The organism is Coleofasciculus sp. B1-GNL1-01, from assembly GCF_040220235.1.
Classification (GTDB): Bacteria; Cyanobacteriota; Cyanobacteriia; order Cyanobacteriales; family Coleofasciculaceae; genus Coleofasciculus.
In genome coordinates this window covers 116180-133777 of the sequence record NZ_JAVJTO010000157.1, presented here as the reverse complement: position 1 = coordinate 133777, position 17598 = coordinate 116180, and the positions used below count along the sequence as shown (strand labels likewise).

The 17598-nt window shown below is 46.2% G+C and carries 14 protein-coding genes and 1 pseudogene; 8 read left to right on the top strand and 7 right to left on the bottom strand.

From position 1 onward, the window contains the following. The first annotated feature begins 391 nt into the window (after nt 1-391). The 4 genes from RID53_RS34280 to RID53_RS34265 all read left to right on the top strand — a co-directional run bounded on the left by RID53_RS34280 (nt 392) and on the right by RID53_RS34265 (nt 6392). Nucleotides 392-997 (top strand): Uma2 family endonuclease, encoded by a 606-nt coding sequence (locus tag RID53_RS34280; RefSeq protein ID WP_446392346.1) that lies wholly within the window; start codon nt 392-394, stop codon nt 995-997. Between the two features lie 186 nt (nt 998-1183). Beyond that, nucleotides 1184-4576: a CHAT domain-containing protein gene (locus RID53_RS34275; RefSeq protein ID WP_446392345.1), complete on the top strand. Its 3393-nt coding sequence runs from the start codon at nt 1184-1186 to the stop codon at nt 4574-4576. Nucleotides 4577-4579: 3 nt separating this feature from the next. Next, the gene (locus RID53_RS34270; RefSeq protein WP_446392344.1) at nt 4580-4927 is read left to right on the top strand and encodes a hypothetical protein; all 348 of its coding nucleotides are present in this window, start codon (nt 4580-4582) and stop codon (nt 4925-4927) included. Continuing rightward, nucleotides 4920-6392, top strand: a complete 1473-nt coding sequence (locus RID53_RS34265) for a hypothetical protein (RefSeq protein ID WP_446392343.1) — start codon at nt 4920-4922, stop codon at nt 6390-6392. Before RID53_RS34270 ends, RID53_RS34265 begins: the two co-directional genes overlap by 8 nt. Before the next feature lie 30 nt (nt 6393-6422). Here the strand turns inward: RID53_RS34265 and RID53_RS34260 are convergent. The 4 genes and pseudogenes from RID53_RS34260 to RID53_RS34245 all read right to left on the bottom strand — a co-directional run. Next, nucleotides 6423-6530: pseudogene (locus RID53_RS34260) on the bottom strand (DUF3368 domain-containing protein); the annotation flags it as partial. Beyond that, nucleotides 6527-6772: a UPF0175 family protein gene (locus RID53_RS34255; RefSeq protein ID WP_446392342.1), complete on the bottom strand. Its 246-nt coding sequence runs from the start codon at nt 6770-6772 to the stop codon at nt 6527-6529. The gene RID53_RS34255 and the pseudogene RID53_RS34260, both read right to left, overlap by 4 nt. Nucleotides 6773-7019: 247 nt before the next feature. Then, nucleotides 7020-10154 carry an efflux RND transporter permease subunit gene (locus RID53_RS34250; RefSeq protein WP_446392341.1) on the bottom strand — a complete coding sequence of 1045 codons (3135 nt, stop codon included), beginning with the start codon at nt 10152-10154 and terminating at the stop codon, nt 7020-7022. A 155-nt stretch (nt 10155-10309) separates the two neighbouring features. After that, complete coding sequence (locus RID53_RS34245) at nt 10310-11905, bottom strand: efflux RND transporter periplasmic adaptor subunit (RefSeq protein ID WP_446392340.1); 1596 nt, start codon at nt 11903-11905, stop codon at nt 10310-10312. Nucleotides 11906-12221: 316 nt separating this feature from the next. Here RID53_RS34245 and RID53_RS34240 point away from each other — a divergent pair, with 316 nt between their 5' ends. The 4 genes from RID53_RS34240 to RID53_RS34225 all read left to right on the top strand — a co-directional run bounded on the left by RID53_RS34240 (nt 12222) and on the right by RID53_RS34225 (nt 15017). Continuing rightward, a complete protein-coding gene (locus tag RID53_RS34240) occupies nt 12222-12449 on the top strand; it encodes a DUF7219 family protein (protein WP_446392339.1) in 228 nt (75 codons plus the stop codon). A 329-nt stretch (nt 12450-12778) separates the two neighbouring features. Continuing rightward, nucleotides 12779-13612 (top strand): response regulator, encoded by an 834-nt coding sequence (locus RID53_RS34235; protein WP_446392338.1) that lies wholly within the window; start codon nt 12779-12781, stop codon nt 13610-13612. 228 nt (nt 13613-13840) lie between these two features. Continuing rightward, on the top strand, nt 13841-14758 hold the full coding sequence (locus RID53_RS34230) for a response regulator (protein WP_446392337.1): 918 nt from the start codon (nt 13841-13843) through the stop codon (nt 14756-14758). Nucleotides 14759-14828: 70 nt separating this feature from the next. Continuing rightward, nucleotides 14829-15017 (top strand): hypothetical protein, encoded by a 189-nt coding sequence (locus RID53_RS34225; protein WP_006097802.1) that lies wholly within the window; start codon nt 14829-14831, stop codon nt 15015-15017. Between the two features lie 176 nt (nt 15018-15193). Here RID53_RS34225 and RID53_RS34220 read toward each other — a convergent pair whose 3' ends face one another. The 3 genes from RID53_RS34220 to RID53_RS34210 all read right to left on the bottom strand — a co-directional run bounded on the left by RID53_RS34220 (nt 15194) and on the right by RID53_RS34210 (nt 17577). Then, complete coding sequence (locus RID53_RS34220; protein ID WP_446392336.1) at nt 15194-15550, bottom strand: response regulator; 357 nt, start codon at nt 15548-15550, stop codon at nt 15194-15196. Between the two features lie 294 nt (nt 15551-15844). Next, entirely contained in the window at nt 15845-16348 is a 504-nt protein-coding gene (locus tag RID53_RS34215; RefSeq protein ID WP_446392335.1) for a YbjN domain-containing protein, read from the bottom strand. 329 nt (nt 16349-16677) lie between these two features. Further along, on the bottom strand, nt 16678-17577 hold the full coding sequence (locus RID53_RS34210; RefSeq protein ID WP_446392334.1) for a ferritin-like domain-containing protein: 900 nt from the start codon (nt 17575-17577) through the stop codon (nt 16678-16680). Nucleotides 17578-17598 lie beyond the last annotated feature (21 nt).

Here is a 17598-nt window from a genome sequence, read left to right as displayed (position 1 = left end):
GCCAGTAGGGTTTGTTAGCGTAGCGTAACACCGCAATATTCACATTAAGCGCCACTCTCACCGCTGCGGTATGCTGATATTTTGGGAGCATCCCGTTTTGGACAAAGCATTACCTAAAGTAACGCAATTGTAAGGGTTTCAGCCCCATTTAAAGAGCCAACGTGCCAAATTGGGATGCTCCCGATATTTTAAGCTGCGGTAAGCTGTTCGGCATTTAAACCATAATGTCAATAATGGAGAAATCCTTGCCGTAGTGCGAGCATCTTGCTCGCTACATTGAGCATCTTGCTCGCTACCCATTCCCAATTTAAATGCATAACAGCTTAGGCAACAATGGGTAGTTAACCTGGATTTGGTATAATAACTTGTCAATATACTCAGAGGTTAACGTATGGTTTATACTTTATCTCAACTTCTAAGTTTTGATGAATTTATCGCCCACTATAGCAACAACCCTCGCTATGAATTGGCGGATGGAGAATTAATTGATAGGGAACCCACTGGACCTCATGAAACAGTCGCGGGAAAATTAGCCAGTAAACTGAGTATTGAGTTAGAACGACAAGGACATCCCTGGTTTATTCCGCGCACCTGTATTGTTAGACCTTTTACAGATGCGGCGACGGCGCGTCGTCCTGATGTCGTGGTTTTAGATGAAACTGCATTAGTGAATGAGCCGTTATGGGAGCGAGAACCTGTGATTACGTTGGGAACTTCGATTAAGTTGGTTGTTGAGGTGGTCAGTACAAATTGGGAAACTGATTATGCTCGTAAAGTGGAAGAATATGCTTTATTGGGTATTCCAGAATATTGGATTGTTGATTATCGAGGATTAGGCGGCGTTGCTTTCATTGGTAGACCTAAGCAGCCAACTATTACAGTTTGTCAGTTAGTCGGTGAAGACTATGTTCAACAGCAATATCGACTGGGAGAGACAATTGTTTCACCGATGTTGCCCAGGTTAGCGTTTAAACTTGATGATGTGCTGCCAAGATAAGGCTAAGGAGACGTTGAGGAGTCCGTCAGTGGGCAGCTTTTTGGGGAGTAGGGGAGCAGTTTTAGCGGGGAAGGGACTCAGGATAAGTTCTTTTGAGCGAAACGATTAATCAATTCTGGCTGTGCGGAAATGCTTGTTCTCCCCCTGAAGAAATCAAAAGGGAATGGATGCGGAGGGTTGCCTGCAATGGATGACAGTCGCCAACAAGCTTATTTGTACTTGATCCAAGAACTGCTGAGGTGTCCTTATGGTAGTGAACAAGCCATATTAAAAGATAATCGAGAGTTACTCGATGCTGGCTTAGTTCAGATGATGGGACAAATAGCAGGAGCACTTGCAGAGAGAGGTAATCGCAACACGGCTGCTTATTTAATCAGCTTTGCCCTTAAACTGTCGGAAGAACAGAGATTGTCGTCATCAACTCTCCTTATATCTCCACCTCCGGCTTTCGTCTACCGACTTCTCTTCCTTTTGGAATTGATGATGGCAACTACAGAAAGCGATGGCAATCCTGAAGTAGTGTATCCTCTGCTGCAAGCGAACCTCGATAAGTTGGATGATATTGCAGCTACGATATTACGAGGCTGGGCAACGGCTACCCTCGCGGTGGTGCAGCCAGAGGAAGCACAGAGCATTGCGTCTTATATTGGCAAGTTAAGCGCTCTAGTTGCCCAGTTTCCCCAAGGTATTGGGGCAAACAACCAGGAGATTGCGATTACTGGCTACAATGTGGTGCTGCAAGTTTACAAGCGGGAGGTAGTTCCCCACGAGTGGGCAAAGATTCAAAACAATTTGGGAATAGCTTACACTAATCGAATTCGGGGAGAGCGTGCCGAGAACATAGAACAAGCGATCGCCTGTTGCCAAGCTGCCTTGCAAGTTCTCACCCGCGAAGGGTTTCCTCAAGACTGGACAATGGCTCAAAATAATCTGGCAAATGCTTACACTAATCGAATTTGGGGAGAGCGTGCCGAGAACATAGAACAAGCGATCGCCTGTTGCCAAGCTGCCTTGCAAGTCTATAACCGCGACGTATTTCCTCAAGAATGGGCGGCGGTTCAGCACACTTTGGGAAGTGTTTACTATGAAAGAATCCAGGAAAAGCGAACCCATAACCTGGAGAAGGCGATTGCTTATTACCGAGCAGCTTTGGAAGTTCGCACTCGTGAGACATTTCCCCAAGACTGGGCGATGACTCAAATAAATCTGGGAACTGCTTATCGAGATCGAATCGATGGTGAGCTTGCCGAGAACCTAGAAGCAGCGATTGCTTGCTACCAAGCCGCTTTGGAAGTCTATAACCGCGAAACATTTCCTCAAGAATGGGCAATGGCTCAAAGCAATCTAGGGAGTGCTTACACTAAGCGAATCCGGGGGGAGCGAGTCGAGAACCTAGAACAAGGAATTACTTGTTGCCAAGCTGCCCTGGAAGTCCTCAACCGCAAAGCGTTTCCCCAATATTGGGCAATGACTCAAAACAATCTGGGAATTGCCTATTGGGAACGAATCGATGGTGAACGAGATCAAAACCTAGAAAAGACAATTGCTTGCTACCAGGAAGCCTTGGAGGTTTGTACCCGCGAGGCTTTTCCCTTTGACTGGGCGATGATTCAACACAATCTGGGAATTGCCTACCACGATCGTATCCGGGAAGAACAGGCTCAGAACCAGGAAAAAGCGATAGCTTGTTACCAAGCAGCCTTAGAAGTTCGTACCTGCGAAGCTTTCCCCCAATACTGGGCAATGACCCAAAAAAGTCTCGGAATTACCTACTACGACAGGGTTAGAGGAGAGAAGATTCAGAATTTAGAAAAAGCGATAGGTTGTTACCAAGCGACATTAGAAATTTACACCCGCGAAGCTTTTCCAAAAAACTATGCAGAAACTCAATTTCACCTCGGTCAAGCTTATCAAGGTTCTCAACAATTCGCCAAGTCTTACACGGCTTTTAGTGCTGCCATTAACACTGTAGAATCCTTGCGAGATGAGATGATCTCTGGCTCTGGTGTAGAAAAAGATAAGCAGAAACTTGCTGAAAAATATAACCAAATCTATCAAGGCATCGTGGAAATATGCCTAGAGTTAGCTATAGATGAGCCACAGTACTATAACTATGCCATTGAATACGCAGAACGCAGCAAGACCCGTAACCTTGTAGAACTCATCCTCAGCCGCGATTTCCACAACCTTTTACCCCTAGAAATTGCCCGTAAACTGCGAAAACTTGAAGATGAAATTGCCATTGGTCAAGATAAAATTCAAACTGCTACCGCCGATGAACCAACTGCCCTAGCGCAACATCTCCAGCAATTGCGACAGCAGCACAACGAATTGCAAGACCGTTATCTGCCTATTGGTTATGGCTTCAAGTTTGACCAATTCCAGGCGACTTTGGATGACAATACCGCCGTTGTGGAGTTTTATTTTACAGGCGATAAGCTTTTCACCTTCATCTTCACCAACAAGACCCAAAATCCCATAGTATTGCAATCTGAACAACAAGATCTGAAACACTTTGAGAAATGGTTCAATGGATATCTGAGAGCATATAACAATCGCAAATCCCATTGGCAGCGTCGTCTGAGTGTCCGCTTACATCTGCTGGCGAAGATTCTACACATTAATGAAATTATTAAGCAAATTCCAGAAGAATGCGATCGCTTAATCTTAATCCCTCATAGGTTCCTGCATCTGTTTCCCCTTCATGCCCTACCCTTATCTCACAACGGTAAAACAGATTGCTTACTCGATCGCTTCTCCAACGGTGTCAGCTACGCGCCCAGTTGTCAACTCCTGCTCCAAGCACAACAACGAAAACGCCCTAACTTTACCCACCTATTTGCCATCCAAAACCCCACAAACGACCTTGCCTATACTGATTTGGAAGTGCAAGCTATCACAGACTACTTTAAGCCTGCTGATATCTTCAAAAAAACAGAAGCTACACTAACAGCTATCAATGAAGCTAAACTGAACACAATCCACTGCGCCCACTTTAGCTGTCACGGCTACTTTAACTTAGATAATCCCCGCAAATCTGCTCTCATCTTGGCAAATGCACCCCTAACTACCGCACCCATCAACCCAGACACAGAACGTTATCTTAATGTGCGCGACGGTGAAACCCATGACTTGAACCAGTGCCTCACCCTCGATGCCATCCTTAGCCTCAACTTAGAACAATGTCGCCTCGTCACCCTTTCCGCTTGCGAAACTGGATTGATTGATTTCAAAAACATCAGCGACGAATACATAGGCATACCCAGTGGCTTCCTCATCGCAGGTTCTCCCAGCGTCGTTAGTTCCCTCTGGAGAGTAAACGACTTATCGACAGCCCTGTTAATGATTAAGTTCTATCAGAATCTCAAATCCGGCTCAACCGTTGCCCTTGCCCTCAACCAAGCCCAAACCTGGCTCCGAGATGCCACGACAGTCGAACTACAGGCATGGACAAAGAGCTTAAACCTAGACGAAAATTTAATTAAACCCATTCGGAAAAAACTAAGCCGCCGCGCTTCTCACGAACAACCTTTTCATTCTCCCTACCACTGGGCAGCCTTCTGTGCTATCGGACAATAAATTATGATTGACGACGAACTCCTTCCCTATTTACCAACCCTACTCGAAACAAAATCTGACCTATTTACTACCCAAGACTTACAAGACTTGGATAATACGCTAACCCAAATACAAACTCTATCAGACAATGAGGCTGAGGAAACTCTGAATAATTTCTACATCACTCATCCTCGTATTCGTGATGAACTCGAAAACTTGGAGGAAGGCGATCGCGAACTCAAAAAAGTCAAACCCTCCCAAGCCAATCAATCCACTCGCATTACCAACTTCTTCCCAGAATTGAGCCAGCAGGTTAAAGACAAACTCAAATCTAAGTCAACCAATCCTGACTCAGACAAGAGCAATGGCTAGCAAAATCTACGCCCCCAATGTCCATTTATTTGCCTTTCACCTGAAAGACAACCATCCACCTAACCTACTCTGGGACAAATGGAACACCCTTCTCTCTCAACGCTTTGGCGTTACCAAACCCCTCGAAATCGAAGAAAAACCAGGCTATCGAGTTGACCTGCTCAAAGATAAAACCGACGATGATGTAGCTCTCCATTTTGAGAGTAAAATCTTCCTAGATGGCACACCTCTACCCATTACCGGACTTGCCACCCCCCTCCGCATTCACGATACCTACGTCCTCGCCCTCAACCTCCGCCGTCCCGAATTTGACGAAAATCAGAAGAAAACCAACCCCCTAAACCTCAACATTCTTGAACTCCTCAACCCTTCTGGCTGCTTAATGCCCAGTGAAATTGGGAGTTCCCTCGGTCAAACCCTACTCCTAACCGTTTGGTACACCGAAGAAAAACAGTGGTTGCCCTGGAAATCGCCACAAAATCGTCAAGAACTTAGGCAATTGGCAGACAATTGCTTAAGAGAATTCATCCCCAATCAATATCCTTTACCCGACTTTTACCGAGAAGGTCAACTATTCGGCAGTCCCATTTTTGAATACGGTGTTCCTACTCAAGAAAAAGACTACTGCCATATCCTAATTTGGGTCTTCTGTGAAACCGAAACCGACGACAAATTTACCGCCCACTATTCAACCTTCGTCAGTCTATTTTGCCATTTAAACAAAGTCGTCGCTGCCTTTCATCGCAGCCGTCAGGTTCATCATGTAGTTCGCCAAGAGTATCAAGCCATCGAACCCTATATCAATACAATCTTCCAGGGAATGCCCGTCGATAAACAACTCACTCAACACGAACTCAACCAATTCAAAAAATACCTCAAAGATATTCCTCAAAAATACTTATCCTACTCTCAATTAATCAGTGAACTAGACCGCTACCGCCTCACGATTGACACCAACGCTCAAAACTACAGGCGAGAACTCAACGATATCCAAAGCAAACTCCCCGCCGAAGATATCAGCTTCCTATCCCGCTTTTTGGATGACGACTACCGTCTTTTCACCGAACAAATTCAATCCGATTTAGGCTACTTCCAACACGGAGCCGGATTACTCGAAAAAGCGCTAACCGCCATCCAGGGACGAGTAGACATCGAACAAGCCGAGAGCGATCGCGCCACAGAATCGGCGGCTCAAAAACGACAACAACGATTAGAATTGTTAATTGCCGTTGTCAGCACAGGTTTAGCCGTCAGTGGTATCTCCTCTCAAGTCACTTCTGAACCTGTAAAAACAATTATTACTAAAAATCAACCCTCGGATAGCCCTGAAGCTGTCATTCCCCTTTATCTTTCCTACTACAATTTCCTTGACGTACTGTTTCATATAATCGTGGGAGTTCTCATAGCGCTTCCTGTAGGTCTTATAGTTTGGTGGATGCAAAAACGGTCAAATCGCACTCGTTAACTTCGTCCGCTGACCCTAAATAGGATTGCTATAAACAGCTTGCGGAATAATGATGATTTTATAGAGTTGCCGCAATAAATCGAGCTGACCAATTGCTGCCAGATTGGTGATGGGTGAGGTATCACTGACAACAATTATAGTAAGCCTATTAACTGCAATGTTTGAATATCCGACTGAAAATCCTCTACATCATAGTTGATACAAACTCCTCGTTTGGCTAATTCGTGTTGGAACTCAATTACAGTCAGTCCAGTCCAGGCGCGGACTTTGCCACTGCTGATTTTTTCTTGTTTGTACAGCATGATAGCAATCTCTAGCTTCATTTCATCCTCAGTCATTTTGGAGGCTTGGAGAATGTCATTCGGTATGACCAGACTCATCGGTTTCGGTTGGAGGAAATTGGATTATTCTGATTCTAGGGTATTAACTACGGGATTTTTCGAGTTCAACCCTTTCTTGAGGAGTGCGATCGCCTAAAATCTCCCCTGAGTCAACACCTTATACCAAAGCCGGGTTAGCCAACCCCTTTATAATCTAGTCCTTACCTTGCGGACTACCCTTCGGGAAGGCTTCGCATAAATTTGTGTAGCAGCGATTTCAATCGCCTCAAAAAGGGGTTCCTATTCCCTAATTAGACGGCTTCGGCGTTAACAGTAAATACAAACAAGGCACCACCAGCAACGCACTCAACGTCGCCGCAATTAAACCAAAGATAATTGCACTACATAAAGGCATCCACGTCGCCTGACTCAGCGCCAAGGGAATCAAGCCAATAATCGTAGTTAAACTCGTCGTCAAAATCGGTCGCAAACGGTCCGATACCCCATGAGCCGCCGCTTTTCGCACGTTCATCCCCTCTTGTTCATACTGGTTCATCGTATCCACCATGACAATGGCATCATTGACTACAATACCCACCAAAGAAATCACCCCAATAAACGCCGGAAAGGAAAAGGGAATCCAAGCCAGAAAAAACCCGCCCATTGTGCCAATTAAGGCAAAGGGAATTGCCAAGAGAATAATAAACGGCTGGCGAAATGAACCCAGTTGCAGCACTAACACCGCAAACACCATGATAATTGCCAAAATCAATGCTTGACCTGCTGAACCAAAGGTTTCCGCCTGTTCCTCCGCTTCCCCGGTAAACTGATAACGGTAACCGGGAGACCAAGACTGTTGCATCTGTTCCAATTTCGGTTCTAAATCACTGAGAATTTCGCCAACGGTGCGACTGGCGACTTTTGCCAATACGGTAACGGTGCGTTCTCCCCCTCGATGGGTAATCGATAACGGGGTTTGTCCCTGCACTGTCTCAATCACCGAGTCTGCTGCAATCACAGGCTGATCCGGATTTGAGCCAAAGAAGCGCACGGATAAGAGTTCATCTCGGCGAGTCGGACCCCCAACTTCTCCCCCGCGTGAGGGCCACTGTGTACTCAGGCGAATTTCTAAATCCTCCTCATTTCCACCCAGGACAAAATCGCCAACATCGTTGGTGGTCATATAATAACGCGCCTGTGCCGCAAGTTGTTCTTCACTAATTCCATAAAAATCAAGCTGTTCACGTTCAGGAATTAGTTTCAAATCCGGTTGCAAGTCGCCCAAATTATCGCGCACATCGGTTGTCCCCGGTATTTGCCGTAATGCTAACTGGATATCCCCAGAAATCCGCCGCAATTCACTCAGATTATTCCCGGTAATTTCGATTTGAATTGGGTCTTCGTTTTGGGCGGCTTGTTGGCTGTTGATCACTAAGGTGGCACCGGGATAAGAGGTGAGCGCCGCTTCCAGTTGGGGGCGCAGCTTCTCCACGTATTCAAAGGAGGTTAACTGCCGCTGTTCTTCAGGAACAAATACAGCATCAAATCCAACCAAATAGCTGGCTTGGCTGGGCTGCAATTCACCGGAACTGACTAAGGTACTGCGTCGTCCGACATATTTAATTACACTTTCAAAATAGTCTTTAGACCGTAAACGTTGACCCAAATCATCCGCTACCGCTTGTGACGTTTCCAACGTGGTTGTTGGCGGCATTTCCACATTAATACTCAAATCGCGGGTATCGGTTTCTGGAAAGAAAACCGTGGGAATTTGGGTAAAGGCAAAGACGGCACAGAGGAATAAGGCAATGGTTCCCGCCGTCCACGCCCGGGCAGTGGTTTGATTGCGAACGGTATGGTTTAAACTCCACTGAGTAAACCGTTCCGAGGCAGTTTCACTGAGTTGGTCAATGCGGGAGGTTTTATTTTCTTTGCTGATTCCAGCTAACAAAAAACGAGACAAAGGAACATCCACCAAAATCGCGATCGCAAAACTCAGCAACAAGCAGGTAATCGCCGTAATCGGCAGCAAGCGGATAAATTTTCCCATTGTCCCACTAATTGCCATCAGCGGCACCATTGCCAAAATTGTGGTTAACTGACCAGAAAATGCTGGAGGTGCATAGGTTTTTACCGTCTTCAGCGCCGCTTGATTAAAACCTAACTTAGAGATAAAAATTGCCTCGTGCATCCCCTCCATCATTAAGATGAAAACATCCACCAACAAACCCAACGACAATACCATACCAATCAGTACCATCGTATTCAGGGTTTGACCCGTTAACCATAAAATCGCCAATGCACCCAAAAAAGTTAAGGGAATGGACAGTCCAGCAATTAACGCTTCTCGCCAAGACAAGGCAATAAACAAAATCACAAATACCGCCGCCATTGCCTGCAACGCATTGGTAAATAAGTTGTCTAAATCCTCCCAAATTGTTTCGGATTCATCAGAAATAACTCGGTATTTCATCCCCGGAAACCACAGTTGAGGATTCTGCTGGGCGGCTTCAATTTCTGACAAAACCCGATTAATCACTTCAATTGAATCCTGTCCAGGGACTTTCTTAATCCCCACACTAATAACGGGTTCAAATTGTCTCCCCTGCCAACTAATAAAAGCCCGACTTTCTTCTTCCTCCAACTCTCGACGAACCGTGGCAATTTCTGCCAAGCGAACCACCCGCCCATCCAGACGAGCGATCGGCAATTCCCGTAAATCATCTAATTGGCGAAACCGTCCATAAAAGCGCACCTGCGTGCCAATTTGCTCACTCTCCACCTCATCTAAAGGCACATCGCGGTCAGCGGTTTGGATGCGATTGGCAACTGTCGTGGGTGGAATTTGTAGCGCGACTAGGCGACTGGGGTCAAGCTGAACTTGTACGACTTCATCCCGCGCCCCTCCCAGATTGACTTCGCTAACGCCGGAAACTTTTTCTAATCGTTCTTGCAACCGTTCCGCCGCTAAGTTTAAAACGGTGGCGTCTAGGTCACCAAATAGGGCTATGGTGAGAATGGGGACATCATCAAAAGAAACTTGTTCAACAACGGGTTGATCCGCTTCTCTGGGCAAATTGGGTTCGGCTTGAGAAACGGCATCACGTAGGAGTTGAATCGACTGTTCCACATCTGCCTCGGAGTTAAATTCTACCTGAATGATGGAGAAGCCACTAAATGAGGCACTTCTAAGTTCTTTCAGGTTTTCAACAGATTTAATCTCTGTCTCTAATTCATTGGTTACTTGCTGTTCAATGGTTTGCGGATCAGCCCCTGCCCAGGTTGTGGTGACTGTCGCTATGGCAATATTAATATCAGGGTTGGCTTCTTTAACGATCGCCGCGTAACCGAGAAACCCGCCAATTGTAAACAGCAGGCTTAACAAAATACCAAAAACGGGTTTGAGGAAAAAGAAACGAGATATTGGTGATGGTTTGGTCATTGGTCATTGGTCATTGGTCATTGGTCATTTGTCATTGGTCATTTGTCATTGGTCATTTGTCATTTGTCATTTGTCATTGGTTAGGGAATAGGGAACAGGGTAATAGGCTATAGAAATTTTGTCTCCCTCATCTCCCCATCTCCCCATCTTCCTTATTAATTGCGTTCAATAATCTCGACAGGTGTGCCATCTACTAAACGATTTTGTCCTTCAGTGACTAACAGTTCTCCAGGGGAAACACCGCTCTCAATTTCTCGCCGCTGAATGCCTGTAATTCCGGGTACAATTTGACGCTGATCCACTACTTTTTCTTCGGGATTGACGACAAAGACATAGGGGTCTTGATCACGATAAACAAAGGCATCTAAGGGAGCCACAACTGTATTGTCCTCGTCTTCCACAGCAATCCAAGCTGAAACCTGTTCTCCATGTTGTAGGTTAGTTGTGGTGTCCGTAATCCGAATGGTGACTTGAATCGATCGCCCCCCTGGACTAACAGCGGGGTTGACGGCAAATACTTCTCCTTTCGCACGCGCCCTTTCAATAATGGTTTGATTGGGACGTTCACCGGAGCGCTCCAGTTCTGAGACAATGTAGGCAGGTTGACCGGGACGAATCTGCTGTCCACTGGAGGCGGGGAAGTCGGCAATGACTTCAAATTGGCTGGGATCGATGACGACAATCGGTACTCGCTCTAAAATGCCTTGATAATCTCCTGCCAGTTGGGTAGACACGAGTTGAGGAGTATAATATTCGTTTTCGCGAATATTCAGATAGGCGACAACACCATCAAAGGGGGCGTAAAGTCGAGTACCTTCTAAGTCAACCTTCGCCTGAGTCAGTTGGGCGCGAGCCGTGGTAATCCCCGTTTCAGCGGCTTCCACCTGTTCTCTGGTGGCTTGAACTTGGGCTTGGGCGGCTTGAACTTGATCTTGGGCGGCTTGAACTTGGGCTTGGGCGGCTTGAATTTGGGCTTGGGCGTCTTGGAGTGTATTCTGGCGGGTATCAAATTCACTGGCGGGAATCACGCCCTGGTGATAAAGGAGTCGATAGCGTTCGAGTTGACTTTGCGCCAGATCCCGATTGGATCGCGCCTTGGTTAATTGGGCTTGGGCTTGGCTCACCTGAGAACGCGCCTGGGCGACTTGTGCCTGGGCTTGGGCGAGATTAGCGGCGGCGACGCTTTTCTGTTCTTGCGCCTCGGCGACAGCCGCTTGTGCTTGACTCACCTGGGCTTGGAGTTCCCGATCATCAATTCGGGCAAGCAGTTCCCCTTTTTGTACGCGATCGCCTTCTCGTAATCGTCGCCCCCCTTCCCGGTTGGCGATATATGTGACATCACCCGCTACGTCAAAGGTTAGATGTTTAAAGCGAGTCGCCCGGACATTCCCTTCACTGGATACCCAAGCGCGAATCGATTCTAATTGGGCTGGGGTAACCCGCACGGGTAAGGGGGAAGGTTGAGTGGTAGTAGCGGCTTCTTCATCCTTAGGCGACAGGCGCATCACCGATACACCACCAATCGCCAGCACTAACCCCACCAGGGGAATCAGCCACCATGCTTTTTTTAACTTGGTTTTGAGCTGAGAAGACTGGGGGGATTTTTTCCTATTTAAATCGTCTTGGTCAGCTTCGGGTTGTTGTGGTGATTTTTTGGCAGTTGCTTCGCTATCCTGTCTGTGTTGCTGATTGCCATTATCAACATGAGTATTCGCTTGATCAGGAGTGGCGGTAGTGTTTTCTGAAGGCATGGAAACCTGACGGTGACGACAATTGAAGGTCTTACTTTTAAAGTTACTCAGGCGTTTGAATATCTCCTCTTCTCTAAGAGAGAGTTTTGGCAAACTAGACCTATGCCCCTAGCAGCAGTAACATAAGCTACAAAATTACCTATTTTTTTTAGGCAGATCAATCCGGGCTTCATCGCTACCATCATCTTGACTATGAACTGACCCAAGAAATTTTCTGTCAAGAAATGTTCACAACGATTGGTCAATATCCAGTTTTTTGATTAATAATAGGAGTTTTAATAGACAGAAAATTTCAAGAATCTGGGAGAAGCCCAAAATGAGCGATCGCCTAAATTTTTTATATCCTCGTTGTCGCTACTATGGTCAGATAAAACCGGACTATCTGGTCTTTAATGCCAATTTGCAAGAATTTGCCCAGCGAGTGACCACCATCTGCAACCTACAAACCTCCGGAAAATTGCCTCCGGAACAGGCTTATGATCAAATTCAAGACCTTTGGCAGCAGTTACAACAATCGGGTCAGCATCTTCTGGATATGGATTAGAGCCTAGAAAAAGGTAGAGGATAGAAGGTTTAATGTGTCCGGAATTTTTAAACCTTAATGTCAATTTAAATGCATGATAGGTTACGGATCAGCACACAGAAAATCAGTGATCCAAATCAACTTTTAAGGGTGATGTGGCGAACTCAACTCGGAAATACACTCTAAATCAGTAGTCCTGAACAACTTATTCGTCAGGTCGAGACAAATGTAAACAAAAATTACGTCGATTTACCATGGAGAATTCGGCAATCTGGCGTATATCTCATTAGCCTTCTTACCTACACAATAAATAAGAGACAGAAATAAGCCAACCTAACAGACATAACCCAATGCAAACCACATCTTTACCAAAAAGCCATAAAACACGGATTTTACTAGCGGAAGACAATCGGGTGAATCAGAAGTTTGCCGTACTTTTGCTAAAGAAATTAGGCTATCAGGCTGATGTCGTGAGTAACGGTGCAGAGGTGTTACAGGCTTTGCATAGCCAGTCTTATGATGTCGTGTTTATGGATGTGGAAATGCCAGAAATGGATGGTTTAACCGCGACTCGCCAGATATGTGAGCAGTGGGCTGCTGGCGAACGTCCTCGGATTATTGCGCTTACAGCTTATGCTCGGCGGGGCGATCGAGAACAGTGCTTGGCGGCGGGGATGGATGATTATATTACGAAACCGATTGAGTTGCCAAAACTGGTTCAGGCGTTGCAGAAGGTATCGGATAGTGATCAGGGGTTACATGGAGATGAGGGCGCAGGTGTTTTTCCGGCGTCGCCAAGGTTGCTTGATACGGAGTCGGAGGTATTAGCTCCTAAGATATGGCAATCCTTAGAGAAATTAGCGGGAGCAAAAGCCCATATTGTCTTGGATAAAATTGTGGGGGACTATTTAGAAGATGCACCCGAACGACTTCAAGCCATTCAATCGGCGATCGCAACCCAAGATGCAGAGGCGCTAAGACAGGCGGCTCATAGTCTCCGTTCGAGTAGCGCGAATCTGGGTGCTGTCACTCTTTCCCATCTCTGCAAGAAGTTGGAAGCCTTGGCAAGTGCGGGTATGAGTGAAGTCCCTGCCGAGCAACTGGTTCAGGTCAAGGTAGAGTATGAGAAGGTGAAAACTGCTTTAATTAAACAGGTGTCAAAATCTCCAATTCCCATTCCCTAATCATAATCATGTCCGGTTGAATACCCATAATTACGGTGATGGGGTGAGGGGGAGATGGGGTGAGGGGGAGATGGGGAGAAGTTTTTATTAGGAGTGATTTGCCGGACATGATATCAGACTCTCGGGCGATTTTAATCGCGGCTACACAAACATAGTAGGGGCTTGGTTATCAAGCCCCTACCTGGTAAACCTCTACGGCAAAATCATTCTTTCACCTACCCTCCTACTATGGATTTTCAGCCTGATCAACCTTTAATCCTCGTCGTTGATGATGATCGTTCGATGCGCTCATTACTCAATTTAGCGATGACAGAAGAAGGATATGGCGTTGTGGAAGCGAAGGATGGGGAGCAATGTCTGAGCGAATATATGCATCATCAGCCAGACATGGTATTGTTGGATGCAGTTATGCCGGGATTGGATGGCTTTACCTGCTGTAAGCGTTTGCGTTCTCTACCAGGAGGCGATCGCATCCCGATTTTAATGATTACGGTTCTGGATGATCAAGATTCTGTGGATCATGCTTTTGCCGTAGGTGCAACGGATTATGTCACCAAACCCATCTATTGGGCGGTTCTCTCCCAACGAGTACGGCGTCTCTTGACGGCGGCTCAAGCTTTAACACAGGCGGAACAAGCCACCCAGCAATTACAGCGTTTACAAGAGTGGGATGCTTTATTCGCAGAGATTCTCCAGCGCTTGTGTAAGTCTACTCCTGTGTTAACGCTGCTGGATTTCACGGTGGCGAAGCTGCGAGTTCAGTTAGAGGTTGAACGAGTCATCCTTTATACCTTAGGCGATCAATCGATTGTGGAATCCGTCGCCCCCGGATATCCCTCGGTACTAGAACTTTACCTTGCTGATCCCGGTTTAGAACAAGTCTATAAGACGGTTTACCAACAAGGGCAAATTGTAGCGATTGAGGATATTGAGCAAACCGAACTCTCAGATGTTGCGATCGCGCAACTGACTCCCTTAAAAGCCAAAGCCGTTTTAATTTTACCCTTAATCAGTCACGGTCAACGATTAGGGGGGCTGTGTGTCCATCAATGCATAACACCACGCCATTGGGATCAGCCGACAATAGAGCGATTGAGAGATCTGAGCAACTTACTCGCGATCGCCCTTTTCATGAACACAAATTGAACATAGCATAAACGCGATCGCTAACATTGAGCGTCCAGACTGGAACTCAATCAATCATTGAGGTTTGACCATGACTCTGGAAGAATTAGAGAGAGAGTATCGAGACGCGATCGACATTTTAGGCAACCAACTCCAAAATACCCTACTCGGACTCTCTCAAACTGAAACCCGACTCACTCAAATTGGAGAATCTGTGAATAATCTTACCCGAATTATTGAGGAATTTATTCAACAGCAACGCCAATCCGAGTCGGAATAGAAGGTTTTGTTGTTCATTTCTTGGTGAGTATCTAAAATACAGCGCTTTTCAAGTAACACAGACAGATCCCCGACTTCTCCAAGAAGTCGGGGATCTTGCTTAAGGCTGTACCTGATCAACCACCAATTCTGCTGTAAATGGCTAAACCCGCCCCTACCCGAAAACAGACATGCCAATTATTTCAATTCCTTCTGAATCGCACGCCTAATATCCTGCACCATCGTCGGTTTCACCAAAAAACAGCAAGCCCCCAATTCAAATGCTCGCTGTTTATCCGAATTAAAGGAAAGTGCTGAAAGAATGACCACCGGGATTGGTAACGATTGGGATTGTCGCAGTTGTTCCATCAAAGTAAAGCCATCAATCTCTGGTAACTTGAGATCCAGTAAAATTAAATCAGGTTGAAATTCTCTCACCACCTCTAAAAAATTAGCGCCATCGGGTTTAGCATAAACTTCATACCCATGCAACTCAAGATATTCACTAATTGCTTCCCGATTCAAGTCGTTATCTTCGATAAATAAAATTTTCACCAGCTACGATAGAGAGATTGACATGCTCCCGCTGCTAACCTCTACAAGGTATAAGTAGGTGGACACAATACAAGCTAACGAAGGGGGAAGCCAGCGGATGCTTCGCTTTTTGTTCCATGGGGGAGAATTCAAAGCCTCTCCAAATAAAAAAATATATTCCGCTTCCCTCTCCTTGTAGGAGAGGGCTAGGGAGAGGTTCGGAGAGAGGTTTGGAGAGAGGTTTTCCAGATCCCGACCAAAAGTAAGAGAGTTCACCTTGTTCGGTGTAGAGGCGGATTCTGGTTGTAGTACAACTCAAGCCGCGCCAAACTCTTCTTGCAACGCTTCATCATTATCATCAGCAATAGTAGCAACAATCGTAATCGCCCGAGAAATTTCTCCCGGCGATAGTTCAGCCACCGTGCGCGATGATAACACCACCACTTGATCATCCACAATCCCAAAACGGGATTCAAAGGTATCTGACCAGTTCATTTCCAGAAGCCTACGCATCAATTCGGCTTCTTTTTCTGCCGGGAGGTTCAGCACCGAAGACCAAACGGTGAATGTATCCTCGTCTGTAGAACCCGTTAGCTGGACAAAGACTTCTACACTACCATACTTAAACTTCCAGAGATAGCCTTCATCGTTATGGCTAACCATAGCGCTGTCATCTTGCTCCAGGCTAGAGATGACTGTTTCGATGGTTTCTACATAGTTGACGGTAGTCTGGTCTTGGATGAACTCCGTGGAGACAATCTCTTCCGTTGACAAGCTTTCTGTAGACACCGTTTCTGGATTCGATTTTTTAGTGGTCATAAACGTTTCTCTATAGCAATTGACAATTGTATATAACACAAGGCGTGGTATTTACGGTGGATACGTCCTGTAGCTTGCTGGGAACATGGCGAGCATTATCAGCGATGCACCTAACTTTAACCAATGATGAAAGAAAAGGGAAGGCACTAAGTCCCACACCATAATCGCCAGATTTGGCGTCTTTGATACTTGGGAGTACCCCCAAGCTTATTTTATCCGTTAATACCGATTACTTACCCGCAAAGACCCAGATCCCCGACTTCTTCAAGAAGTCGGGGATCTTACTGAGGGGTTCTCAACTCTAGAGAGCGAATTCAGAGAAAATGTGCCTAAGCCGTAGCTTTGTGTTGCTTATTGGGGACAATATTCAGTCCGTTCAAGAACATCGGTACAAACTTTTCCATAAACATCTTGGGATCACGTTGCCAAGCTCGTTGTGCCACAGTTAGACGGGTCATCTGCAATTCGGGGGCTAGCAGTGTCTGCGGTATGTTTTCCATCAGGTACTTGGGACGTTCCCAAACCTCTAAAGTATTGGCAATTTCTAACAGATGGTTGAGTCGGCGCAGTTCTGCACCAGCCATGATATCCATACCAGCCTCATAAGCTGCCTGTTCAATTGCCACATACTGGCGCTTAGCTTGTTCCACCTTCCGGCGATGTCGGGGGCTTTTATCAGCGATTTTAGCCAGCCATCGGTTACCCCATCGCACGTGAACCGCTTCTTCTGGGAAAATTCGTTCAATTGTTTCTCTAATCTTGATGTTTTCTTCGGTTTGTGGAGCGTCTTTCAAGGCTCGAATATGAGCCGAGAAATATTCACAACCGCGCTTTTCCGTGACGTTGATTGCTGCTAAGGCAGCAATAAGACCATCTTCTTTGTTGCCTGGTGATTCATAGGTTTGCTGGTCGATGAGTCGCTCGAACTCATGGATGTAGGATACTCCGGGAGGCATACCAATATCTGCACCCAAGTCTACTAGAAGGTCTGTCAACCACATCGCATGGCGAGCTTCGTCACAAATATGGTGAGACAGTTCCTGTACCAAGTCTCGCGGTTGACCATTGAGTTTTTCGACCACTTCCGTGAGGTCTTTGCAGCTATGTTGTTCGTTATAGCGGTAGCGATTTAGCGTGATCAGGTGCATTTCGCGATCGCTCACTACCCCTCGGAGGATTTCACGCGCACTAACAGAGTTTTTGAGTTTGCGGGGATAAGCAACAGTCATTTGTATGTTTTTTTGTAAATT

Excerpts from the sequence above, each read along its gene's own strand:
- RID53_RS34280 (WP_446392346.1), top strand. The coding sequence starts at position 392 with ATGGTTTATACTTTATCTCAACTTCTAAGTTTTGATGAATTTATCGCC.
- RID53_RS34215 (WP_446392335.1), bottom strand. The coding sequence starts at position 16,348 with ATGACCACTAAAAAATCGAATCCAGAAACGGTGTCTACAGAAAGCTTG.
- RID53_RS34230 (WP_446392337.1), top strand. The coding sequence starts at position 13,841 with ATGGATTTTCAGCCTGATCAACCTTTAATCCTCGTCGTTGATGATGAT.
- RID53_RS34270 (WP_446392344.1), top strand. The coding sequence starts at position 4,580 with ATGATTGACGACGAACTCCTTCCCTATTTACCAACCCTACTCGAAACA.
- RID53_RS34240 (WP_446392339.1), top strand. The coding sequence starts at position 12,222 with ATGAGCGATCGCCTAAATTTTTTATATCCTCGTTGTCGCTACTATGGT.
- RID53_RS34235 (WP_446392338.1), top strand. The coding sequence starts at position 12,779 with ATGCAAACCACATCTTTACCAAAAAGCCATAAAACACGGATTTTACTA.
- RID53_RS34245 (WP_446392340.1), bottom strand. The coding sequence starts at position 11,905 with ATGCCTTCAGAAAACACTACCGCCACTCCTGATCAAGCGAATACTCAT.
- RID53_RS34225 (WP_006097802.1), top strand. The coding sequence starts at position 14,829 with ATGACTCTGGAAGAATTAGAGAGAGAGTATCGAGACGCGATCGACATT.
- RID53_RS34265 (WP_446392343.1), top strand. The coding sequence starts at position 4,920 with ATGGCTAGCAAAATCTACGCCCCCAATGTCCATTTATTTGCCTTTCAC.
- RID53_RS34250 (WP_446392341.1), bottom strand. The coding sequence starts at position 10,154 with ATGACCAAACCATCACCAATATCTCGTTTCTTTTTCCTCAAACCCGTT.
- RID53_RS34275 (WP_446392345.1), top strand. The coding sequence starts at position 1,184 with ATGGATGACAGTCGCCAACAAGCTTATTTGTACTTGATCCAAGAACTG.
- RID53_RS34255 (WP_446392342.1), bottom strand. The coding sequence starts at position 6,772 with ATGAGTCTGGTCATACCGAATGACATTCTCCAAGCCTCCAAAATGACT.
- RID53_RS34210 (WP_446392334.1), bottom strand. The coding sequence starts at position 17,577 with ATGACTGTTGCTTATCCCCGCAAACTCAAAAACTCTGTTAGTGCGCGT.